The sequence below is a fragment of the Cytobacillus sp. NJ13 genome (genome assembly GCA_030348385.1).
GTDB lineage: Bacteria > Bacillota > Bacilli > Bacillales > Cytobacillaceae > Cytobacillus.
The window spans coordinates 4,809,070-4,832,880 of sequence record JAUCFP010000006.1 but is presented as its reverse complement, the minus strand read 5'-3'; the positions used below and the strand labels follow the sequence as shown (position 1 = coordinate 4,832,880).

Sequence of the window (23,811 nt, the reverse complement as noted above, 5' to 3'; positions counted from 1 at the left end):
ACTCAGGTATTCGATAAACATTACTGAATTCCTTCAAGATTCGACAAAATCTTTGTCAATTGCTGCACAAACCTGGATCGGTCCTCTCGGCTGTATGGTTTTGGGCCTTTCCCATAAACTCCTCTTCTTCGCGCTTTCGCTGAAAGATGCCTCATTTCAAGCGCGGTCCGGATTTCATTTTCTTCAAATAAAATTCCCCTGGGGGAAAGGACGTAAACACCATTCAGCAAAAGAGTGGATGCCAATCCAATATCTTGAGTTACCACTACATCTCCTGATTTCACATAATTCATTATGAATAAATCAGCAGCTTCCTTACTGCTGTCAACAAATTTCCAGACAGCCCCATTTAGGTCATTTTTCATATGGGCATAAGAAGCAACAAACACTGCGTCCATTGTAAAGGAATTGGCTATTTCGACAATTTCTTCTTTTACGGGACAGGAATCAGCATCCACTATAATGTTTGGTTTGCCTAATGTTCTAATAATTCTACATCACTCCGCATAATCCTTCTTTGCATGAATAACTTTTGCATAGTGAGATATGTCGAATTTTTTCTTGGACGAAAGCTTGACATGCCACAATAAATAGTTTATTCCTTCGCAATGAACTCTAAACCTATTCGGGTACATTTTTATCACAATTTTTTATTATAGTACATTAATCTCTATTTTGCCATTATTTTATCTGGCATGAATATAATTTAATTTGCAGTTTTTTTGTTAAAATGCCCATCTTAGAGTGGAGCATATTTACGTAAAGCTAATCAGCCTTGATGCCGAGCATAAAAAAGAAAAGGCACATAAAAAGTTTATGTGCTAGCTTTTCGGAAAGCTTTTACGGTATTGATTTAAAATCATATTGGCTGTTTCTTCTACTGCCTTATTCGTGACATCTATAACCGGGCATTTAATTTTGGATACGATCTTCTCAAAGTAACCTATTTCTTCTTTGATTCTCTCTATATTAGCATAGCTGGCATTATCGCTTAAACCTAGCGATATTAGACGTTCTCTTCGGATAAAGTTTAATTTCTCAGGACTGATTTTCAGACCGAAGCACTTATCCGGCGGGACAAGAAACAGCTCTTCTGGAGGATCTACTTCAGGAACAAGGGGAACGTTAGCCACTTTAAGGCGTTTATGTGCAAGATATTGAGAAAGAGGTGTTTTTGATGTCCTTGAAACGCCTATTAACACTATATCCGCTTTTAATATTCCACGAGGGTCCCGGCCATCATCATATTTCACAGCGAACTCGATAGCCTCAATCTTTTTAAAATAATCCTCATCAAGCTTTCTGACCAGTCCAGGTTCAAAAAGCGGTGTAATGCCGCATGCTCTTTGGATTTGATCCATTAAGGGGCCAACGATATCAAAAGCATATATCCCTTCTTCTGCAGACCGCTGGTTAATATATTTCCTCATATCCGGCTTAACCATTGTATAGGCTATCATCCCATTATCCAGCTTTGCCAGCGAAATGACTTCATCAATATGTACTTTTTCTTCAACATATGGAAAGCGCTTAATAAATATATCACTGCCATTAAACTGACTCGTGGCAGCTTTTGTTACAAGTTCGGCCGTTTCTCCCACTGAGTCCGAAACGACGTAGATGATCGGCAATTTTTCCATTCTTCAACACCATCTCCTTCTTACTTTTCTACTTTTCTCCGGCCAGGGCCAAGAATGCTTTTGTCAGGTTTGTTTTGGTTATCCTGCCGTTTACTTCGAACCCTTTCTCCGTCTTTTTAACAACAGGAAGGGCATCGATTTGCTTTTCAATCAGCTTTTTAGCGACTTCTATGAGCAAATCATCTTTTTCACACATCGTAATATTAGGCATTCTTGTCATAATGATATTAACAGGGATGGAATTAAGCTCCTGCTTGCCAATACTTGCCCGAAGCAAATCCTTCCTTGACAAAACCCCTACAAGCAGCGAACTCTGGTCCACAACAAATAGCGTGCCGACATCTTCCAGAAACATAGTCACAATTGCATCATATACCGAAACATTTTCATTAACGACTACAGGAATGGATTGATAATCTCTTACATAAAGCTTCTGAAGGTTTTCTGTCAACAGCTGTGCCCCGGTTTTCCCCGTATAAAAATAGCCTACACGCGGACGGGCATCCAAATAGCCTGCCATCGTTAATATAGCCAGATCCGGCCTTAGTGTTGCCCTGGTTAAGTTAAGCTGTTCCGCTATACTTTCACCAGTAATCGGCCCGTTTTCCTTTACGATTTCTATGATCTTTTCCTGCCTTTTATTTAATTCGATCTTCCTCACCACCTAATCTGAAAAAGGTATGCTAATGGCACTCATTTCCCGCTATAATAAGGTTATACTTTTATATAATTATTATATACTATTTGTCATAAATGAAAAGATGTGTTTCATATATAGTTTTCTTTAACTTTGCTTAATATGTCCAAAATATGAAAGAGCCCGTCAGCAATATAACAGGCTCTTTCCTGACAGCCAAAGCAGCTGTCTTCCCTCTTAAAATTTAATCCTATTCCAGCATAAAACGCAAAATTTAAGCTCGTTATTTAACAATAATTTCGTTCATATTTGCAAATTCCTTAATCACATCAGCCAAATTTGCCATCTGATGCAGCCTATTGCTGCGAATTTCCTGATTTTCATCCATAACCATAGTATGCTCGAAGTAATGATCAATTTCAGGTTTCATGCTTATTAGCAAGTTAAAGGCAGCTTCTTCTGTAACCTCTTTTCTTAATTCCTCGCTCACTGATAAATATTTGTTGAACAGAGCTTTTTCGTATTCGTTTTCAAATAAGCTGCTATCTATGTCCTCTTTGTTCTCTGCCTTAGAAGCAATGTTGATAACTCGGCTAAGAGCTTCAATACTTTCCTTGAAACCTTCAGCATCCTTGTGGGATTCCAATACTTCAGCTCTATTTACAAGTGAAGGCACTGAACCGATTTCACTGCCTAAAACAGCTTCAATTAAGTCATAGCGCACTGCCTTCTCCTGGAGCAAATATTTGATTCTTAATTTAAAGAAAGAAACCAGTTCCTGCATCAATTCACTCTTTGATTTCTTTCCAATCTTCGAATTAAGAACAGTCTCAGAAGATAATGCGATCAATTCTTCGAGCTTTAGATCCCAGTTTTTTGCCAGTAAAGTCTGGATAACACCTGTTGCCTGTCTTCTTAAAGCATACGGATCCTGGGAGCCGCTTGGAATAATCCCTATTGCAAAGGAAGACACAATTGTGTCCAGCTTTTCAGCAATAGACAGTACTGCACCAGCATCACTTGCAGGCGTCTGGTCCTCTGCATTGCGCGGCATATAATGTTCATTGATTGCACGCGCCACAGCTTCCTTTTCACCTTTTTGCAGGGCGTATTTTTCCCCCATAAAACCTTGCAGCTCTGGAAATTCATAAACCATATGCGAAACAAGGTCGAACTTGCTGATTTCAGCAGCCCGGTCTGTCACGGCCTTTGCTTCATCACTGAAATGAAGATTCTCACTCAGTCTAGCTGCCAGCTGGCGAACACGGTCCACCTTCTCAGCAAGAGTTCCAATTTCTTCATGGTAAACAATGTTTTTAAGTTTTTCCAGTGATACCGCGATTTCCGTTTTTTGGTCTTCCCTGTAGAAGAAAGCTGCATCAGAAAGTCTTGCCCGTAATACTTTCTCATTTCCTTTAGCCACTTTCTCCAAATGTTCATGTGATCCATTTCGGACAGTAACAAAGTAAGGAAGCAGCCTGCCCTCTTTGGACTTCACCGGAAAATAGCGCTGGTGCTCCTTCATGGAGGTAATTAAAACCTCTTCCGGAAGCTCCAGGTATTCCTCTTCAAACTGCCCATATAATGCTGTCGGGTACTCAACCAGATTGTTTACTTCTTCCAATAAATCTTCATCGACAGGGATCACCCAGTCATTCTCTTCTTCAATTTTTTCCAATTGTGATAGAATAGCACCTTTTCTTACCTGAGGGTTAGTTATCACATATTGCGCCAGCAGAAACTTTTCATAATCAGAAGGATTGTTAATTTCAATTTCTTCGCCCAGAAAGCGGTGGCCCCTTGTAAGGTTAGAAGTCTGAACATTCGTGATTGCAAAAGGAATGACTTCATTTCCGAATAATGCCATAAGCCATTTGATCGGCCTTATAAAACGCAGTTCCTGGTTTGCCCAGCGCATATTCTTCGGGAATGATAATGAGGTAACAATCTGCTGAAGTTCCGGCAGCAGGGCTGCTGTTTCTTTCCCTTTAATAAATTTGCTGACATGGGCATATTCAACCCCATTAATTTCTTTAAAGAATATATCTTCAACAGAAGCTCCCTGACCCCGGCTGAATCCAGCCGCAGCTTTAGACCATTCTCCATCCTCGGTTAAGGCGATTTTTTTTGCAGGTCCTTTCGCTTCCTCATTTATGTCCTCCTGGGCGGTATCTACTCCCGTTACAAGAACAGCCAAACGGCGTGGAGAAGAGAAAGCGCTGATCTCGTCAAAAGATATTTTCTTATCCAAAAGCCATGATTTCACTTTATCTGAAAGCTGATTCATTGAATTAGTGACAAATCTGGCAGGCATTTCTTCGAGTCCAATTTCCAGCAGAAGATCTTTCTTATTCATGAGATCCTTCCTCCTTATCCTTTAAAATTGGGAAGCCAAGTTTTTCTCTCTCTTCATAAAAAGTTTTGGCTACTTTTCTGGCCAGATTTCGGCATCGTGCGATATAGCCTGTTCTTTCTGTTACAGAAATCGCTCCCCTTGCATCAAGCAGATTAAAGGTATGAGAGCATTTTAATACATAGTCATATGCTGGGTGTACAAGTCCTTCATCCATTTGCCTATGTGCTTCTTTTTCATAAATATTGAACAAATTGAAGAGCATTTCCTGATCAGACGTTTCAAATGTATATTTCGAATGCTCGAACTCAGGCTGCAGGAAAATATCTCTAACCGTAAACCCGTCAGTCCATTCAAGGTCAAAGACATTTTCCTTGTCCTGAATGTAGGATGCGAGCCTTTCAATTCCGTATGTAATCTCAACAGACACAGGCTTACATTCCAATCCGCCTACCTGCTGGAAATAGGTGAATTGCGTTATTTCCATACCATCAAGCCAAACTTCCCAACCTAAGCCTGCACAGCCCAGAGAAGGATTTTCCCAGTTATCTTCTACAAACCGGATATCATGTTCAAGCGGATCAATACCCAATGCTTTTAATGAATCAAGATACAGCTCCTGAATATTATCAGGCGACGGCTTCATGATCACCTGAAATTGATGATGCTGATAAAGCCGGTTTGGATTCTCTCCATAACGCCCATCGGCCGGACGGCGTGAAGGCTCTACATAAGCCACATTCCAAGGCTCTGGTCCAATCGCTCTTAAAAATGTATACGGGCTCATTGTACCGGCCCCTTTTTCAGTATCATAAGCCTGCATCAAGATACAACCCTGTTCAGACCAATGTTTCTGAAGTGTTAATATCATGTTTTGAATATTCATAGGACACCTCTTTCTTATTTGTTATAAAGTAAAGCTTTATGAACTTAGCAGCTGTCTACCTGCAGCGCTTCCGCCTTTTTGTGAACATAAAAAACTCCCGTCTCTATGCCCAATGGCATAGGGACGAGAGTTTACCCGCGGTTCCACCCTATTTGCTGCGATTTTGACCGCAGCCTCTTTTGTTGTCGATAGACAATATTGCTCTGGAACGCCCTTCCTTAACCATCCATGCCCGGCTCCCACTATCCCGGGTTCGCTTTTATAGAAAATGTTAAGTACTCTTTTCCTTCACAGCAATTATATTTTATTAATTTGAATCATAGCGGAATGGATTTAAATTGTCAATAATAACAAAAGCTTCGCTTATAAAGAAACTCTTTACATTAAATCATTAAACTTAGCCATTTGATTCAAAAACTTCTTTGTCTTCAAGTTTAAACCTGAATACTCTTCATAATAGGCAGAAATAATCTTTTTTAATTCAGCTTTGGTTTCCGGTTTGACAGAGATATTGCCGAGCCGGGACAAGTCAAAAAAGTAAAATAGGCGAAGCAGCTTAATTGTCGCCTGCGACACTTTATAATGATAAGGATCCTTACCAAGACAGCGGTGACAAATCAGGCCGTTTTCCCGGATAGAAAATGCAAAATGTCCGTCAGTGCTTCCGCAGACAGAACATTGATCAAGTACTGGATATAAACCCAGAGCATTCAGCATTTTCATTTCATAAATGTTTGTGAGAATTTCCGGGTCATATCCTTCGTTTATTAAATTTAGCGTTTGATACAGCAATTCGAATAAGAATGGATTAGGCTTCTTATCCTCGATGCTTTTATCAGTCAAATCGACAATATAGCTTGCATATGCCGTCAAAAAAATATCTTCTTTAATGGACCGCATGGATGAAATCATGTCCCCCTGCTGCAGGGTACCCAAACCGCCTCCACGCTGAACTAAAAAATTCCCGTATGTAAAAAGCTGGGTGACCGCAGCAAGTCTGCTGTTCGGCTTTTTCGCACCTCGTGCCATCACACCAACTTTTCCCCATTCACGGGTATATAAAGTAACAATCTTATTTGTTTCACTATAATTAGTTGTCCTGATGACGATGCCTTCACATTTATCAAGCAACCGTGACACCATCCCTGTCTTTCGACAAACCTATGAGATGGGAAAATCAGCTTCTGCTAGCTCTTCATCATTGCTGCCGGGTATATCCTGAGTTTCCTTTTCTAGCTCCTTGAAGAGAAGATATGTGTCAATATTTCCTGTCTGGGAAAACACTCTCCAGGTAAAATCCATCATCGAAAACCCCACCTTTCAGTTATTCAACTAGCAATTTCTTTATCCCAATACATTTATCTATATCATAGCCTGTCTTTGTAAAATCATGAGACGAAAATATTGTCAATCACCTGTATGCATATAAATCAGAAATGGATAATACTTTAATTAGGGCCGGGTTTAGTACTCATCTTCACGGAAGCCAAAGTCGCGGAGCTGAGACATTTTATTGCGCCAGTCTTTTTGGACTTTGACCCATAGCTCCAGAAAAACCTTTGATCCAAGAAGATTCTCAATATCAACCCTTGCTCTTTTTCCGATTTCCTTGAGCATTTTTCCTTGCTTTCCAATCACAATGCCCTTTTGGGAGTCACGCTCCACAATGATTGTTGCCATGACATGAATGACATCCTTATCTTCGCGGCGCTCCATTTTATCAATGGTTACAGCAAGCGAATGCGGTATTTCTTCTCTTGTTAAATGGAGCGCCTTTTCCCTGATCAGTTCGGAAACGATAAATCTCTCTGGGTGGTCCGTTACTTGATCAGCTGGATAAAACTGCGGCCCTTCCGGAATATATTCTTTAATCTGTCCTAACAGCGTCTCTACATTATTGCCTTCTAAAGCAGAAATGGGGATAATTTCGCTGAACTCGTACTTTTCCTTATATGACTCAATAATTTTAAGAAGTTCATCAGGATGTACCTGGTCAATCTTATTGATTACAAGGAAAATCGGTGTACGGACTGACTGAAATTTCTCAAGTATGAATTCTTCACCGCGTCCAAAGCCTTCCTGGGCATTTACCATAAACAGGATGACATCCACTTCTTTAAGTGTATTCTGGGCAACTTTCATCATGAAGTCTCCCAGTTTATGCTTTGGCTTATGGATTCCTGGCGTATCAATAAAAATAAATTGTGCGTCATTGGTAGTCAGGACACCCTGAACTTTATTGCGCGTTGTCTGCGGTTTATCACTCATAATCGCAATCTTCTGCCCGATTACGCGATTTAAGAACGTCGACTTTCCTACGTTCGGTCTGCCGATTATGGAAATAAACCCTGATTTGTGTCCTTTTGGTGTAGTAGTGTTATTCATGTAAATCCTCCGGTGAAAATGCTCCTGGCAGTAATTCTTCAACTGTTAATTCCTTAATATCCCCTTTTAAGTTGGTTAAAACCACTTTCATGTCAGGCGGACATAATTCGGCTATTACCTGTCTGCATGCACCGCATGGGGGAACTGGACGGTCTGTGTCAGCAACTACAGCTATGGCTGAAAAACTTTTTACGCCATCAGAATACGCTTTAAAAAGCGCAGTCCTCTCAGCACAATTACACATGCTGTATGCAGCATTTTCGATGTTGCAGCCATGAAAGACCTGCCCGTCACTGCTTAATAGTGCCGCTCCTACTTTAAATTTTGAATATGGCACATATGCTCTATCTCTTGCAATTATTGCTTCTTTTATTAGTTGATCGCTGTTCACAAATATTTCTTCCTTTCCTGTAAAGCGAGTTGCTCCCCAAGCCAATATAACCCAATTTTCGGACCTGTAGTGGGCCTTGTGAAATTAAGCAATGCGCTCAATAGCTTCTTCGGTAAGAAGCAGCCGCTTCTCTTTTATTTTACAACATTTTACTGTGATTTTCATCGTTTGTAGCAAAAACGTAATAAAAAAAATTGAATTTTCTAAAAATATATAGGCTGATTTAATTTTGAACCAAACCATTGTTCTGAATGAGATTCCACAACATCTCCCAGCATGCAATATTAACTGCTGTTCTGTCATTTTAGCGGATTCAGCGAGCGTTTTCAAACCCATGCTCTATATTTTTTTCAGAATACTGTCAGGCCTTGCTGTTTATATAGAAATACCAAAAAGTAAAGCTGCCCATCCGGACAGCTTCACATTACTGCAAAAAAATGAGAATTTTAGGAAGAAGTATAACTCCGCCTATAATTACACTTACAATTGCATACACCAGTACTGCTCCAGCAGCAATATCCTTTGCTTGCTTTGCAAGGGGATGATACTCTTCTGTTGCCAGATCCACAACCCTTTCAATGGCTGTGTTCAGCAGCTCGAGTGAGAGCATGCCCCCGATGGCCAGGAGAATGATCATCCATTCAAGGCTGGAAATGTCAAAGAATACCCCAAACATAATAACAGCTATCGACACTGCCAAATGTATCTGCAGATTCCTTTCATTCAATACCGCTGCCCTAATGCCGGAAAAAGCAAACGAAAAGGATTTGAGGACACTGTGTTTTCGGACCTTTCTATCTTGTGAGCCCGAATTCATCTAATATATCCTTTTGGCGGGAAAACATTTTTTTCTCATCTTCTGGATTTTCATGATCATATCCAAGAAGATGAAGGAAGCCATGGACCGCCAAGAAACCAAGCTCCCTTATAAAAGAGTGACCGTACTCCTCCGCCTGCTCCTTCGCCTTCGCAACGGAGATAATGATATCCCCCAGGACTCTGGGCATATCGGCACCAATCAGTTCGATTTCACCTTCTCCCAACTCTTCCATTGCAAAAGAAATAACATCTGTCGGCCGATCTTTATCCCGATACTCCCTGTTGATTTCGCGGATGCGCTCATTGGTCACAAATGTGATGGATACTTCGCTTTCCGGCTCCACAGATTCTATAGAGGCAGCAAAATTAATTAGCTCTTCAATTTTGGCTATATCATTTTCCTGAAGCTCATTTGTTTCGTCCAAAAAATCAATATTTAAATTCATGCCTGTTTCACCTTCTGTTTTGTCATTTCAGGATACTCAATACGTGAATGGAAAATCCCGTTTAACGTTTCACAGAACGAGTGTGAAACGGTTTCCAGCTCTTTTAAGGTTAAATCACATTCATTCAGCTGTCCATCCTGAAGTCTGTCTGCGATTATCTTTTTGACCAGTTCCTCTATTTGTTCTGTAGTAGGATGCGCCATTGAACGGACTGCAGCTTCCACACTATCAGCAATGCCAATTACTGCCGACTCTTTTGATTGCGGTTTTGGTCCCGGATAGCGGTAGTCCTCTTCCTTTACTTCCATTCCATTCTGTTTTGCTTTGTAGTAAAAATATTTCAGCAATGTTGTTCCATGATGCTGTTCGGCAATATCTACTATCTCCTTAGGCATCTTATGCTTCCTCAGCATTTCAGCACCATCGGCAGCATGGGCAATAATAATATTCTTGCTGGTCTGCGGAGGGAGCCGATCATGCGGATTTTCAATATTAACCTGATTCTCGATGAAAAATTGAGGCCGCTTTGTTTTACCGATATCGTGATAATAGCAGCCCACCCTTGCCAGAAGGCCATTTGCCCCAATAGCTTCACACGCTGACTCGGAAAGATTAGCAACCATTACACTATGATGGTAGGTTCCGGGAGACTCGGTCAGTATCTTTCTCAGCAGAGGATGATTAGGATTAGATAGTTCAATCAGCCTCATAGTAGACAAAATTCCAAAGCCTGCCTCGAAATACGGCAGCAGGCCAATTGCCAGCACTGCAGAAGAAATGCCTGAAATCAGAGCGATAACAAAATAAAATCCGTATTCAATCGTATCATAGTGACCGTTTCTTAAGAAAAGCATTGAAAAGATAACAAGTATGTTTACTGCAGATACAAATAAACCAGCCTGCAAAATTTTGGAGCGGCGATTCTGCTTGCTCAAAAACAATATGGCAGCCAAGCCGCTGCAGAGGATATAAATGGCTGATGTCAGCTGAAACGTCCCAGTGACGCCTTCATTAAAAATTACGCTTCCTGTGATAGCCATTATGATCGTATAGTACATGGCAAGCTTTTCATCAATTAGTATTTTGATCAGCATAGCTCCCATTGCTGCAGGGTAAATGTATCCTATCTCTGAATAATCAGCATATTGGAATAGGCTTATGACCTTCATCAGTAATATGGATAAGATAAAAATAAGGCTAAACAGCAATAGATAACTTTGCTTTAATTCCCGCTGTACGTTCATTTCATGGAAATAATAATATAGGGCCGATAAGACAATGACGATTATCAGCGATAACCCGATAAAAGGCTGAATCGAATTTACACTGTCAAGGAGTCCTACAAGTTCCAGCTGCCTGTATATGTCCCTGCTGATCAGCTGATTTTCTTCAACGATTATCTGTCCCTGCAGGATTTTAACCGGCTCGACACTCTCAACAGTCTGCTGCCGTAATTCTTCCGTGGCAGCAGGATCATAAAATTGATTTTGATATATAGCATATCGTCCCAGTTCTATTGCAGCTTTTTTCAAATCTGAATTTAAGCTGGTAAACTTCAGTTCTTCTTCAACACGCTTTTTCGCGTTCTCCACCTGTTCAGCCGGAATTTCATTGTTCATAATTTTATTTATGGCCGTTACAGTAAGGTCTTTTGCAATGCTCAGCTCTCCCTCCTTTGCCTGCAGCAAAGAAAGGAAAACGCCATCTGAAACCTCACGTGTTACGTCATCAGTGAGCTTTTCTTTAACCATAGCCAATTTATCATCAGGACCAGGGCCTGCAGGGTCTGGTGCCTCTGCATCTTTATCGGCCTCATTTGCAGCAGCTTTCTTCTTCTCTTCCATCTCTTCTTTTACTTCATCGTTCACTTCCGATACGGAACCGAAAATGGAGGTAACCAGGTCAACTCTGTTTTGTGCAATCTCTTTTTTTACAACGTAAATATCCTTAACGTTATTTTCTGCTTCTTTTCTCTTTCTTTCTGTGCTTGCTTTATCCTCTACTGTGATTGGTGACCTTATCGTCTGTTCAGCAACAGAGAATAGACTTACATCCAGCTTTTCAGGCTTTACATTGCTATACATGGAAAAATACATAACAATACCCAAGAGAATAAATAAGAGAACACGAAAAAAGTTCATATTAAGCAAATTTCTGATTGTTGTCATACTCTGCTGAAGGTTTGGCACATTTACCCCTCCTGTCCTGGGTAAAAAAATTCCAATAAACTTTAAAAAGCATTTCAGTATTAATTATGTAAAATCATAACAGTTTTTCTGATGGTTTTCACCAAGAAAAAGGCCTATCTATTAACAGGTTACCTAAACATTTCATTAATAGCAAATAATTCCATGAGGATTCCTGCTATTCATTTATACCGCTGAATCTTTTTACTCAACGAAAAAACCGCCAAAATCGGCGGCTTAACGGTTCACTGCTTATCTTCTTTTTCGTATGCCTGGATAATCCTGGCCACAAGCGGATGCCGCACAACATCACTTTGTTCCAAATGAACGAATGATAGCCCACTTACACCCTTGAGTATATCTTCAGCCATTATCAGGCCGGATTTTACTCCCTTTGGAAGGTCAACTTGTGTTCTGTCTCCAGTAATAATCATTTTTGAGCCGAAGCCCAGCCGGGTTAGAAACATTTTCATTTGGGCTTGAGTTGTATTTTGCGCTTCATCCAGGATGACAAAAGCATCATCTAAAGTTCTTCCGCGCATGTACGCCAGCGGTGCAATTTCAATCGTGCCTCTTTCAATCATTCTTTGTGTATGCTCTGCACCTAAAATATCATGCAAAGCATCATACAATGGCCTTAAGTAAGGATCGACTTTTTCCTTCAGATCCCCCGGCAGAAAACCAAGGCTTTCGCCAGCTTCGACTGCAGGACGGGTAAGGATAATCCTTTTCACATTCCCATTTTTCAAAGCATTTACGGCCATGACAACAGCCAAATAGGTCTTGCCTGTTCCTGCCGGACCTATGCCAAAAACCAGGTCATTTCCACGGATTGCTTGAATGTATTGACGCTGGCCTAATGTCTTAACACGAATGGACTTGCCTTTTGCATTTTTTGTAATTTCTTCTTCATATAAATCACTGAAGTACTCAAGTGTACCCTTATGAGCCATTTGAAGGGCATACATGACGTCTCTCTGGCTTATATTTATCCCTTTCCGGATTACATAAAGCAGTTTATCCAGAACCTTTCCAACCAGTTCTACCTTGTCCATTTCTCCAGACACATAAACAGATTCTCCCCTGGTTACAATGGAAACATTCAGTTCTTGCTCAATAACTTTTAGGTTTGCATCCGAATTTCCCAATAGGGCAATTGCTTCGTTTGGGTCTTCCAGCTGCAGGTTCATTGTTTTCAAGTCTTCTGTCATTCCGAATCTCCTTGAATAATTGGTTGTCCTTCTGCAATATTCTCAATAATTTGGAAATGTATTGCTATTGTTACTTTACCATTGTCAATTGATTGGTGCAAAACTTTTTCTCCCATAACTTTAGCATTTTCATCTAAGCTGCTTTTTATTTTTTTTCTTGCCAAATCTTTCGCTGCTTCAAATGCCTCTTTATTGGAATATATTCTTGTGACTTGCTCCCTTTCACGGAACGTTTTATTTACATATGAAATAGGAAGCTCCCATTTCAGGAATTTTACTCTTTTTTCATTTTCCTCTAATTCATACTCTTCAAACTCCGGGCTTCCAAATCCCCATAATGGAATTTCAAGATTTCCGATCGTAATTGCATGCTTGACTTTTTCACTGCCGCTGAAGACTTTGAAAGTGCTTTTAAGCGGAAGAATGACTTCAGACTTATACCATGTCTCCCCGAAAATCTCCCCCTTCGAAGGAACAGTCTCTGTTTGGCCCTCTTTCCCGATTATCCCTGAGACCAAAAGCTGTCCTGGCTGAACATGATCGTGTATATCAACGACTGCACGCCCTTCTTCGACAAACATATCTACAATGACTGCTTTCTTCTTCGCTACCAAATGACGCGGACTTAAATACTCAGGCTTATTAGGCTCATTTTTCTCTACGACCTGCAAATGGTAGGTTGTCCCTTTTAACTCCACACCGACCCAAGTAATCGCTTCAATATTGTTTGAAAGTTTACGCTGAATAGACTCCACGTTATCTACAAAGAACTGCAGCTTTCCTTTTTTAACCCCCATCTTGTCCAATTCTTTGATGATCTGATATTCAGTAGCAGGATTTGCACCCTTGATCTCTATTCCCCAAACCATATTGGATAAAAGGAGAATGACTGCAAAAAACGCGAGTGCACCAGCAGCAAACCCGCTGTTTTTCAGCAGCCTTTTCACAAGGAATGGAGCTCCTGCCCGCTGCAGGAACTCGATTCTGCAATCACTGTTCCTGGCGTGGCTCCTTATTTTTTTGGCATCTTCCAATTTCATTTTAAAGGTGACTGATTGCGTTCCATGGTTTTTCACGTTCCAGATATTGATTCCGCTGCGGGTAAGCGCATTAATAAATCTTTCTATTCCCCTCCCGCTTGCTTTAACTGTTACAAGGCCCCTGTAAAATTCGATCCACTGGTTCTTCATTTCCTTCCCCCTGAATTCTTAATCAGTGTCTGTAATATAAGTAACTGAGTCAATTTTCCCCTCCAGCAATATTTCTTCTGGCAGTATCGTTTTTATAACGAAAGCTTTCCCTCGAATTAAAAGCTGCCCCTGCTTCAAAAGCAGTCTTAATTCCTTATCTGAAAAAGCCAATAATCCCCTGTGGTTCTCTATATAGATATGGATTTGCCCAATCATTGTGATGCGGGGCAGATCCATCATGACATCTTGAGGAAGCTCCATATTTTTAGTCATCCAGCCGCGGACGAATTGTCCCCACTTTTTTGCCATAAAAAAAGAACCCCCTTTCATCTCATATTTATGAAATGAACGGAGGTTCTAGCACTTATTTTTTATTGCTTCCTCTTAGGGATCGGTGAGGATTTTTTGATTTTGGAGGCCCAAGGATTTCAGACCAGATAATTCCGTCAACCAGTGACTGTTTCCTTAGCTCAAAACTTCCTGCTCCAGATGGTTCCTTTGGATGCTCTGCGTTTGTATTTGAAGCTATTTTCGCTAATGCACTTGCTTTTCTTTCGGCAGCTTTCCGCTGATTCTGAAGAGCCTTCATACTTTCTTCAGCCTTCTGTTTACGCTGCCTGTATTCTTCTTCAATTCTTCTGGCTTTTTCTGTCTGCTGCCTTTTTTCTTCTTTTAGCGCTTCGGCCAATGCAGACTCTGCCGAAGTTCTTTCTGCCTGTGTCCGCTGCTCTTGCTGTACTGAACGGGGAGTCTGTTTAACAGGCTTTTCCTCCTTCTTTTTTTTGAAGAAGGAGGAAATGAAAGCTATTAAGGCAATGAGAATAAAAGGATTCTCCAATAAGAATTCCAAGAGAGTTTCCTCCCTTCTCCCAATATGGGATCATTTAGTCATTTTTGCGGCCACTTTTGCCGTCATCACTCATATTGCCGATTGAGTCCCTCATTTCGGTATCAGCTGAGATGTTTTGGATATTCATATAATCCATTACACCAATATTTCCAGAACGGAGCGCTTCTGACATGGCTAGCGGCACCTGAGCCTCTGCTTCCACAACCTTCGCTCGCATTTCTTCAACACGGGCTTTCATTTCCTGTTCTTGCGCTACTGCCATTGCACGTCTTTCTTCCGCTTTCGCCTGGGCAATCTTCTTATCCGCCTCTGCTTGTTCAGTCTGAAGTTCCGCACCGATATTTTTGCCGATATCCACGTCCGCAATATCAATGGAAAGGATTTCGAAAGCAGTCCCCGCATCCAGACCTTTCGAGAGAACAGTCTGAGAAATCATATCAGGATTTTCGAGTACTTTCTTGTGATCAGTCTGCGAACCGATTGTAGAGACAATCCCCTCACCAACACGCGCCACAATTGTTTCCTCACCGGCTCCCCCGACTAGACGGTCAATATTTGCCCGGACCGTAATTCGCGCTTTCGCCTTTACTTCAATACCATCCATCGCCACACCCGCAATGAAAGGAGTTTCAATTACTTTTGGGTTAACGCTCATTTGAACAGCTTCCAAAACGTCACGCCCTGCCAGGTCGATGGCAGCACTGCGTTCAAAGCTTAAATCAATATTTGCACGGTGTGCTGCAATTAATGCATTGACAACTCTATCAACATTTCCCCCTGCCAAGTAATGGCTTTCCAGCTGGTTTGTTGATACATCAATCCCTGCCTTATGGGCTTTGATTAACGGGTTAATAACACGGCTTGGTATAACCCGGCGAAGCCTCATTCCAATTAATGTAAAGATACTGACTCTGACACCCGCTGCCAATGCTGAAATCCACAGCATTACCGGTACAAAGGTGAATAATATCCCAAGTAAAATGACACCAAGTACAACGGCAACCAGAACAAATACTGTCCCTGCTTCTAACATATTCCTACCTCCTGATGATTTTATTTATCTAAATCAAGATTAGATACTTCCCTTACAACAATACGTGAGCCTTCTGCTTTAACAACTTTTACTTTTGCCCCTTTTAGGATAAAGCCTCCCTCACTGACAACGTCAATCCGCTCATCCCCGATGACAACTGTACCAGATGGCCTTAGTGCTGTAAGCGCATAACCCTCAAGGCCAATCAGTTCAAGTCTGCTCTTATTTGAAATATAGCCTTTTTCTGTATTTGTGCTATCGGTTAATATTATTTTTTTGAAGAATTTCATTTTTTTACCAAACACCTTTATCATTAATATAGATGCCAATACTGAAACTCCCATAGCAATTAAAATAGACATTCCCATATGGGCTGCATTGTCAGCAGCCAGGAACAGGCTGCCCAGCACAGCTGCTATTCCAGCTATTCCTGCAATTCCTCCAGGAAGGAAAAACTCAGCTATTATTAAACCTATGCCTATTACAAACAGAATTAATGTTTCATATCCTGCCAGGCCGGCCACCATATGGCCATAAAAGAAAAGGAGCAGGGCCGATAACCCCATGAAGCCAGGGATGCCGAAACCCGGTGAATACAGCTCCAGAACAAGCCCAAGGCTTCCGATGGATAATAGAATTGGTATAACGACAGGATGGGTAATAAAACGGGCCACCTTTTCTGCAAAGCTTTCATCAATTGTCTGTACAGCAGCTCCCTCAAACCCCAGCACTTTCAGTAATTCCGCCCTTGAATCTACTGTGCCTTCCGAATACCCTACCTCTTTAGCCTGTTCAGCTGTGAGGGTAAGAAGCTTTCCTTTCGGCGCCCCTAAATCTGGCAGATCCACCGATTCATCTGCCATAGCAAGGGCATAAACAGGATCTCTGCCCGTTTGTGAGGCAGCACTCTGCATAGCCGCAAACCAGTATGATTCCGCTTTCTTGCCAGCCGTATTACCCTGCTGGTCAATAATTGCTGCTGAACCCATTGTTGAACCAGGCACCATGTATATTTCATCCGTATTCAATGCTATATAGGCACCTGCAGATAAGGCCTGCTTATTGACAAAAGATATTGTTTTTACATTTGTCGAGGTTAACAGCCTTCCGATTTGCCCGGCTGCATCTACTGCGCCTCCGGGTGTATTTATTTCAAATATAATGGCTGAGGCATTTTCTTCTTCAGCTGTTTGGACCGCTCTATTTAAAAATGCATAAAGCCCTTTTTCCACAGTTTCTTCAATAGGAACAATCAGCACTTTTTCATTATTGGCTTTTCCTTGAAAAGGGCTTCCCAAAAGCAGCAGAGCAAAGAACAATGAAAAGGCGGTTATTGCTCTTCTGGCAATCAAATTTCTCCCCCCTTTAACCGCAAAATAGATTCTATATGTATTTACGATTCAATCATTAAAAAGTTTCATTTTTATTTTTTCCTATAATCAGTATTTACAAAGCGGATGTATTATTAGTATAACCTAGAAATAAACGTAAAACATTCCAGCATTATTTAAGCTTTCATAGCCTAAAGGATAAGAATAATTTAAGTGAACAGCAAATAAAAAAGACCGTCAGCCAATGGCTTTCGGTCTTTTATTGCATAGTTTTATGAAAGGTGTTGTTGTACAAGTTTATTTACAAGTGACCCATCTGCTTTGCCTTTTACCTTAGGCATAATTGCAGCCATCACTTTTCCCATATCAGCTTTTGAAGAAGCACCAGTTTCTGCAACCGTTTCTGCAACAATTTTTGAAACTTCATCTTCAGAGAGCTGTTTTGGCATATATAATTCGACATACTGAAGTTCAGTACGAATTTTTTCAACAAGATCTTCACGACCTGCTTTTTCAAATTCATGGAGGGAATCCTTGCGTTGTTTAACTTCGCGAGAAAGGACAGTTAGCTCCTGTTCTTCGTTAAGCTCTTCACCAAGCTTGATTGCTTCGTTTTGAAGCGAAGCTTTAATCATACGAATTACAGTAAGCTTTTCTTTTTCTTTATTCCTCATCGCTTGTTTCATATCTTCATTTAAACGCTCGAGAAGACTCATTACATACACCCTCTCTTACCACTTACGCTTTCTAGCAGCCTCAGACTTTTTCTTACGTTTAATACTAGGTTTTTCGTAGAATTCGCGCTTTCTTGCTTCCTGCAAAGTACCAGTTTTTGATACTGAACGTTTGAAGCGACGAAGAGCATCTTCAAGCGATTCGTTTTTACGAACGACGGTTTTAGACATTCTCTTTCCCTCCCTCCGAGCACAACACACTTACATCAACAACATGGTTTATTCCATGTACCTTGCAATTATAATATAACAGCTTATCAAGGTCAACAGTAATTAGCCTGCTATAGGATTAGTTTTTATTTGATTGTGATTGTTTTATACCCCATTCATGACAAGCTAAACAATTTTTCGCACTTAAGCATGTCCCAGCATGCTGTCCCATAGTATTAATTGTAGGGGGTGAATGCTTGGTCCAGCTGTTATTATTTTTTCTGCTAATCGGGTTATTTATTTATGGTATGACACTTTTAAGATCAGGCCTGTTTAATTTATCTGCCGATTCATTTAAAAAATGGCTGGCAGTGATGACAAATTCACCATGGAAAGGTCTTGTTATTGGCACAATGGTCACCGCTGTCCTGCAGAGCAGTTCAGCGGTAATGATTATTACAATTGGAATGGTTTCTGCACGGATTCTTACTTTTCCCCAGACAATCGGCATCATTTTAGGAACCAACATCGGGACAACATTTACGACAGAATTAATCACTTTTAATATAGAATCTTATATTATTCCGCTTGCTGCTGCCGGAAGCATCCTGGCGGTATTGAAGAAAAATAGCATGCGAAGCACCGGTCTGGCATTACTGGGTTTATCAGCGGTTTTTGCAGCAATGCGCGGGTTTGAATATCTGGCCGGTTCAGTTAAAGATAATGATATGGTTAATCACTGGCTGCTTGCTTTGGATGGAAATTACATATTCGCAGCAGCGGCTGGAATTGTCCTTACTGCGATTATCCAATCAAGCACCGCAACAACTGGCATTATCATGGGGTTTTTAACTGCAGGAGCAATGGATTTGGATACCGGCATTGCCATAATGCTTGGATCTAATATCGGAACATGCGCAGACGCTTATTTAGCATCCATCGGTTCCGGAAAAGAAGCAAAGCTGACTGCCTTTGCACACATCTGGCTGAACTGCCTGGGTGTCGCAGCCTTTTATCCTTTTATTCATGCCCTTGCTGTTTTTGGACAAAGTGCAGCCAGTTCCCCGGATGTGCAGCTTGCACACATCAGTGTTTTATTTAATGTGATATCCTCACTGCTTGTTCTTCCAGTTGCAAATCAGTTTGGAAGGTTTGTCATTAGGCTTCATGACCGATAGAACAATAAAAAAATGCCGGAAAATCCCGGCATTTTTTTACAACAAGTATAATATTTTGAATTTCGATAACTGTCTAGCTCCGGGCGCCCGTTTATCGGCTCGAGGTCATAAGCCGATAAACAGGCGCCTTCCGCTTTTCTTAATAATCTGAATCGCTTGTTAAACCGTTGACAATAGCAGCGCCAGAGCTTGCTCCAATTCTCGTTGCACCTGCATCAATCATTTTCTGTGCATCTTCAGCGCTTCTAACTCCGCCTGAAGCTTTAACACCGATTTCTGGGCCGACAGTTTTTCTCATAAGTGCGATGTCTTCAGCTGTTGCTCCTCCTGTTGAAAATCCTGTAGATGTTTTAACAAAGTCAGCACCTGCTTTTACAGAAAGTTCACATGCTCTAACTTTTTCATCTTCAGTAAGAAGACAAGTTTCGATAATAACCTTTGTTAATGCTTTTCCTCTGGCAGCATCAACAACCGCACGGATATCTCTTTCCACTAGCTCATTGTCTCCGCCTTTTAAAGCGCCAATGTTAATTACCATATCTACTTCTGTTGCACCGTTTTCGATGGCATTCTTTGTTTCAAATGCTTTTGTTTCAGGTGTGGAAGCTCCCAGCGGGAAGCCGATTACCGTACAGACTTTTACTTCAGTTCCGTTAAGCAATTCGCTTGAAAGTTTGACCCATGCAGGGTTTACACAGACTGACGCAAAATTGTATTCTTTAGCCTCAGCACAGATTTTTTCTATTTGGTCTTTTGTTGCATCGGCTTTAAGTAATGTATGATCGATCATTTTCGCTACGTTATTTGTCATTTTAACTACTCCTTTTAAAAAACAGTTGTACGTACCTCTTACATAATATCACTTAGATAATAAAATATCGAGCACTATTTATGTTTTTTGTAATCGTTTTCGAAAATAGTTTTTCCCAAAAGATATTAATAAATTTATCAAGATGTATTTGCTTATGAATTCAGCTCGTTGCTTTCCGCTGCGGGCACTTGCTTTCCGCGGGGAGGAATGGGAGCCTCCTCGGCTTCGCCTGCGGGGTCTCCCACTTCTCTCTCCTCCCGCAGGACATTGATTAAGCTTCCTGGAATAACACCGCACGAAGGAAATGCGTCAGCATTTGCGAGGATCAAGTACCCTCCACTCCAATCAACTCAGTAAATAAACTAAGTTATTAAAAAGAAATAAACTTAAATAAAAGCTTAATAAAAAAGGAACTACCATAAGGTAATTCCTTTAAACTGCAGCCTCTTCTGTTTCATTCAATTCATCAAGGACTCTTACAAATTTACCTTCATTGTAAGGGTAGCCAGCTTTTGTAATTTTAACTTTTACAATCTGGCCGACCATTTCTTCCGTTGCCGGGAAGACGACTTTCAAGTAATTGTCAGTGTAGCCGACAAATAAACTGCTGTCACTGCTTTCCTTAAAGCTTTCCTCTGGAATCACTTCAAGAACTTCGCCTTCATACTGAGATGCGTATTCTTTTGCAAGCTGATCTGATAAGGCAATCAGGCGATGGACACGCTCGTTTTTAACTTCTTCATCAATCTGGTCGTCCATTCTCGCTGCAGGTGTTCCTGTACGCTTTGAATAAGGAAATACATGAAGCTCGGAAAATTTATGTTCTTTAATAAAATTGTAGGTTTCCATGAATTCTTCTTCTGTTTCTCCCGGGAAGCCAACGATAACATCTGATGTAACAGCCAAACCTGGGAGAGCTTCTTTCAAGCGCTCAAGACGCTCAGCAAAGAACTCCATGGTATACTTGCGGCGCATCCTCTTAAGGACCGTATTAGATCCTGACTGAAGAGGAATGTGCAAATGCCTTACAACAACCTTGGACTGATCCATAACCTCAATAACTTCATCGGTAATCTGGCTGGCTTCAATAGAAGAAATTCTTAAACGTTTAAGACCTTTTACCTGAGCTTCCAGATCCCTAAGAAGCATAGCCAGATTATAATCTTTCATATCTTCGCCATAACCGCCTGTATGGATTCCAGTCAGAACGATTTCTTTATAGCCGGCATCAACCAGCTGCTGCGCCTGGCGGATTACTTCTTTCGGATCCCTGGATCTCATTAAACCGCGCGCCCAGGGGATAATGCAGAAAGTGCAGAAGTTATTGCAGCCTTCCTGAATTTTAAGGGAAGCACGTGTCCGATCGGTAAATGCCGGAACATCTAGCTCTTCGTAGACACGATTCTTCATGATGTTTCCAACACCATTGATCGGCTGCCGTTCTTGTTTATACTGCTCGATATACTCAAGCATCTTTACTCGATCCTGGGTGCCAACAACGATATCCACTCCAGGAATCGCCATAATTTCGGCCGGTGAGGTTTGTGCATAACAGCCCGTTACACAGATAACCGCATCAGGGTTTTTCCTGATTGCCCTTCTGATTACCTGGCGGCTTTTCTTATCACCAGTATTTGTAACCGTACATGTGTTAATCACATATACATCTGAAACGGATTCAAAGTCTGTCCGTTCATAGCCAGCTTCTTTGAACAGCTGCCAAATGGCTTCTGTTTCGTAATGATTGACTTTACAGCCAAGTGTATGAAATGCAACTGCAGGCATCTAATTTCACCCCATTAATTCAAAATGATAGGAAACAGCTGACAGCAAATAGAGAGGTGCTGTCTCTGTTCTTAAAATACGCGGCCCCAACCCGCAGGCCAGAAAGCCTGCTTCCTGCAGCAATGAAACTTCATTGTCTGCAAGCCCGCCTTCTGGCCCGAATACAACCATAAGTGATTGTCCTTTATTCATAGAAGAAAGTGTTTTATAGAGCACAGAGTCCTCTCCCCGCTTCGCTTCTTCCTCAAAGGCAATCAATTTATATGAATAATCTCCAGATAATTTCAGCAATGACTTCAAATCAAGAGGTGCAAACACTTCAGGTACCATGGTCCTGTGTGACTGTTCAGCAGCTTCTTTAGCAATCTTCTGCCATCTCTCTGCTTTTTTCACAGATTTCTTCGCATCCCATTTTACTACTGAACGGGCTGAAGTAAAAGGGATAAAACGATGTGCTCCCAGCTCAGTGCCCTTTTGAATGATCCACTCCAGCTTATCCCCTTTAGGCAGTCCGCTCACAATAGTAATATCGGCAGGCAGCTCAGAAGACCCTTCAATCCATTGTACAACTTCTGCAGCTACATGTTCATCGGTAATTTCTGCAATTGAGCAAAGTGCGCTATTTTGGGATTGTTCGACACAGATAATATTGTCGCCTTCTTTCATGCGCATTACTTTTACAATGTGATGGCGGTCTTCCCCTTTAATTAGAAAGACATTTTCCTTTACAGCATTCTCTGTGAAATACCTCTGCACAACCTGCACCCTCTTTCTTGCCAGTCCAGCATTCTATCAACTGTAAAAGGGGGGTAAGTTCATTACCCCCTTTTCACATTATTATTTTCTCCTTGCCACAATAGCAACCCAATCTTCCATTTGAATGGTTTCTTCAACTTCAAATCCCGCTTCGGAAATAGCATCTCTTACTTCCTGTTTCTTCTGCTGGATAATGCCTGAAGCGATAAAGTACCCGCCTTCCTTTACGACAGATGCAACATCATCAGTAAATCGGAGAATCACTTCTGCCAGGATGTTGGCAACGACCACATCAGCTCCCTGACTGACACCATCGAGCAGGTTTCCTTGTGATACTTCAACTATTTTCTGCACTTTATTCAGCTTAATATTTAATTTAGCTGAATTTACTGCCACTTCATCAAGATCAAGTGCTTTCACCTTCTCAGCACCAAGCATAGCTGCTGCAATGCTTAAAACTCCCGATCCTGTTCCTACATCTACAACTTTATCACCCTGTTTTACTGTTCTTTCAAGTGCTTGTATACACATCACCGTTGTAGGGTGTGTTCCCGTTCCAAAAGCCATTCCAGGGTCAAGCTCTATGATAAGCTCATCACTGCTGACAGGTGTGTAATCCTCCCAGGTTGGGACAATTGTAAAACGTTCTGAAATTTTTACAGGATTATAGTATTTTTTCCAGGCAGTAGCCCATTCTTCTTCATTTACTTCACTAATGCTGACTTTATTTGCCCCAATGTCAATGTTAAATAATATCAGGTTATTGATCGCTTCTTTTATTTCATCGACAGTTTCACCAAGAAAACTGTTTACTGGCAGATACGCTTTTACAATTACGCCTTCTTCAGGATAATCCTGCGGATTGAGCTGGTAGATTTCACCGAATTGGTCCTTTCTTTCTTTTACAAGTTCTAAAGGATCCTCTATAACAACTCCGCTTGCTCCGGCTTCATGCAAAATATTCGAAATCGGTTCAACAGCTTCATTTGCAGTATGAATACTGATTTCTGACCATTTCACTACTACCAACTCCCATTCC

25 protein-coding genes and 1 other annotated feature are annotated in these 23,811 nt (G+C 41.2%); of the genes, 1 reads left to right on the top strand and 24 read right to left on the bottom strand.

Annotation, left to right across the window (positions count from 1 at the left end; translation table 11 throughout):
* Positions 1-20: 20 nt before the first annotated feature.
* The 20 genes from QUF73_23775 to rpsU all read right to left on the bottom strand — a co-directional run bounded on the left by QUF73_23775 (position 21) and on the right by rpsU (position 18,263).
* Complete coding sequence (locus QUF73_23775; GenBank protein ID MDM5229131.1) at positions 21-458, bottom strand: DUF188 domain-containing protein; 438 nt, start codon at positions 456-458, stop codon at positions 21-23.
* Positions 459-821: 363 nt separating this feature from the next.
* Complete coding sequence (locus QUF73_23770) at positions 822-1,640, bottom strand: pyruvate, water dikinase regulatory protein (protein ID MDM5229130.1); 819 nt, start codon at positions 1,638-1,640, stop codon at positions 822-824.
* Between the two features lie 28 nt (positions 1,641-1,668).
* Positions 1,669-2,304, bottom strand: a complete 636-nt coding sequence (locus QUF73_23765) for a helix-turn-helix transcriptional regulator (GenBank protein ID MDM5229129.1) — start codon at positions 2,302-2,304, stop codon at positions 1,669-1,671.
* A 256-nt stretch (positions 2,305-2,560) separates the two neighbouring features.
* The gene (gene glyS / locus QUF73_23760) at positions 2,561-4,633 is read right to left on the bottom strand and encodes a glycine--tRNA ligase subunit beta (protein MDM5229128.1); all 2,073 of its coding nucleotides are present in this window, start codon (positions 4,631-4,633) and stop codon (positions 2,561-2,563) included.
* Positions 4,626-5,516, bottom strand: a complete 891-nt coding sequence (glyQ, locus tag QUF73_23755; GenBank protein ID MDM5229127.1) for a glycine--tRNA ligase subunit alpha — start codon at positions 5,514-5,516, stop codon at positions 4,626-4,628. Before glyQ ends, glyS begins: the two co-directional genes overlap by 8 nt.
* Before the next feature lie 116 nt (positions 5,517-5,632).
* Positions 5,633-5,817: a binding site (T-box leader), on the bottom strand.
* A gap of 77 nt (positions 5,818-5,894) precedes the next feature.
* Positions 5,895-6,647, bottom strand: coding sequence for a DNA repair protein RecO (gene recO / locus QUF73_23750; GenBank protein ID MDM5229126.1), 753 nt, complete (start codon positions 6,645-6,647; stop codon positions 5,895-5,897).
* A gap of 30 nt (positions 6,648-6,677) precedes the next feature.
* Complete coding sequence (locus QUF73_23745; protein ID MDM5229125.1) at positions 6,678-6,821, bottom strand: YqzL family protein; 144 nt, start codon at positions 6,819-6,821, stop codon at positions 6,678-6,680.
* Between the two features lie 159 nt (positions 6,822-6,980).
* Positions 6,981-7,901 carry a GTPase Era gene (era, locus tag QUF73_23740; protein ID MDM5229124.1) on the bottom strand — a complete coding sequence of 307 codons (921 nt, stop codon included), beginning with the start codon at positions 7,899-7,901 and terminating at the stop codon, positions 6,981-6,983.
* Entirely contained in the window at positions 7,894-8,292 is a 399-nt protein-coding gene (locus QUF73_23735; GenBank protein MDM5229123.1) for a cytidine deaminase, read from the bottom strand. Before QUF73_23735 ends, era begins: the two co-directional genes overlap by 8 nt.
* A 424-nt stretch (positions 8,293-8,716) precedes the next feature.
* Positions 8,717-9,109, bottom strand: a complete 393-nt coding sequence (locus QUF73_23730) for a diacylglycerol kinase family protein (protein MDM5229122.1) — start codon at positions 9,107-9,109, stop codon at positions 8,717-8,719.
* The gene (gene ybeY, locus QUF73_23725; protein ID MDM5229121.1) at positions 9,087-9,557 is read right to left on the bottom strand and encodes an rRNA maturation RNase YbeY; all 471 of its coding nucleotides are present in this window, start codon (positions 9,555-9,557) and stop codon (positions 9,087-9,089) included. Before ybeY ends, QUF73_23730 begins: the two co-directional genes overlap by 23 nt.
* A complete protein-coding gene (locus tag QUF73_23720) occupies positions 9,554-11,746 on the bottom strand; it encodes an HD family phosphohydrolase (GenBank protein MDM5229120.1) in 2,193 nt (730 codons plus the stop codon). The genes ybeY and QUF73_23720 overlap by 4 nt, the downstream gene beginning before the upstream one ends.
* Before the next feature lie 242 nt (positions 11,747-11,988).
* Complete coding sequence (locus QUF73_23715) at positions 11,989-12,954, bottom strand: PhoH family protein (protein MDM5229119.1); 966 nt, start codon at positions 12,952-12,954, stop codon at positions 11,989-11,991.
* A complete protein-coding gene (gene yqfD, locus QUF73_23710) occupies positions 12,951-14,144 on the bottom strand; it encodes a sporulation protein YqfD (protein ID MDM5229118.1) in 1,194 nt (397 codons plus the stop codon). Before yqfD ends, QUF73_23715 begins: the two co-directional genes overlap by 4 nt.
* An 18-nt stretch (positions 14,145-14,162) precedes the next feature.
* The gene (yqfC, locus tag QUF73_23705; protein MDM5229117.1) at positions 14,163-14,453 is read right to left on the bottom strand and encodes a sporulation protein YqfC; all 291 of its coding nucleotides are present in this window, start codon (positions 14,451-14,453) and stop codon (positions 14,163-14,165) included.
* A gap of 55 nt (positions 14,454-14,508) precedes the next feature.
* Positions 14,509-14,994: a hypothetical protein gene (locus tag QUF73_23700; protein MDM5229116.1), complete on the bottom strand. Its 486-nt coding sequence runs from the start codon at positions 14,992-14,994 to the stop codon at positions 14,509-14,511.
* 34 nt (positions 14,995-15,028) lie between these two features.
* Entirely contained in the window at positions 15,029-16,027 is a 999-nt protein-coding gene (gene floA / locus QUF73_23695) for a flotillin-like protein FloA (protein ID MDM5229115.1), read from the bottom strand.
* Positions 16,028-16,047: 20 nt separating this feature from the next.
* Positions 16,048-17,361, bottom strand: a complete 1,314-nt coding sequence (locus tag QUF73_23690) for a nodulation protein NfeD (protein ID MDM5229114.1) — start codon at positions 17,359-17,361, stop codon at positions 16,048-16,050.
* A 269-nt stretch (positions 17,362-17,630) separates the two neighbouring features.
* Complete coding sequence (locus QUF73_23685; GenBank protein MDM5229113.1) at positions 17,631-18,074, bottom strand: GatB/YqeY domain-containing protein; 444 nt, start codon at positions 18,072-18,074, stop codon at positions 17,631-17,633.
* Positions 18,075-18,089: 15 nt separating this feature from the next.
* A complete protein-coding gene (rpsU, locus tag QUF73_23680) occupies positions 18,090-18,263 on the bottom strand; it encodes a 30S ribosomal protein S21 (protein ID MDM5229112.1) in 174 nt (57 codons plus the stop codon).
* A gap of 236 nt (positions 18,264-18,499) precedes the next feature.
* Between rpsU and QUF73_23675 the strand changes: the two genes are divergently transcribed.
* Positions 18,500-19,420 (top strand): Na/Pi symporter, encoded by a 921-nt coding sequence (locus tag QUF73_23675; GenBank protein ID MDM5229111.1) that lies wholly within the window; start codon positions 18,500-18,502, stop codon positions 19,418-19,420.
* 139 nt (positions 19,421-19,559) lie between these two features.
* On the opposite strand, the gene deoC is transcribed toward QUF73_23675, so the two are convergent.
* From deoC to prmA, 4 genes are all read right to left on the bottom strand, one after another.
* A complete protein-coding gene (deoC, locus tag QUF73_23670) occupies positions 19,560-20,231 on the bottom strand; it encodes a deoxyribose-phosphate aldolase (protein MDM5229110.1) in 672 nt (223 codons plus the stop codon).
* A gap of 432 nt (positions 20,232-20,663) precedes the next feature.
* Positions 20,664-22,016 carry a tRNA (N(6)-L-threonylcarbamoyladenosine(37)-C(2))-methylthiotransferase MtaB gene (mtaB, locus tag QUF73_23665; protein MDM5229109.1) on the bottom strand — a complete coding sequence of 451 codons (1,353 nt, stop codon included), beginning with the start codon at positions 22,014-22,016 and terminating at the stop codon, positions 20,664-20,666.
* Between the two features lie 6 nt (positions 22,017-22,022).
* The gene (locus QUF73_23660; GenBank protein ID MDM5229108.1) at positions 22,023-22,772 is read right to left on the bottom strand and encodes a 16S rRNA (uracil(1498)-N(3))-methyltransferase; all 750 of its coding nucleotides are present in this window, start codon (positions 22,770-22,772) and stop codon (positions 22,023-22,025) included.
* A gap of 81 nt (positions 22,773-22,853) precedes the next feature.
* Positions 22,854-23,792 carry a 50S ribosomal protein L11 methyltransferase gene (prmA, locus tag QUF73_23655; GenBank protein ID MDM5229107.1) on the bottom strand — a complete coding sequence of 313 codons (939 nt, stop codon included), beginning with the start codon at positions 23,790-23,792 and terminating at the stop codon, positions 22,854-22,856.
* Between the last annotated feature and the right edge of the window lie 19 nt (positions 23,793-23,811).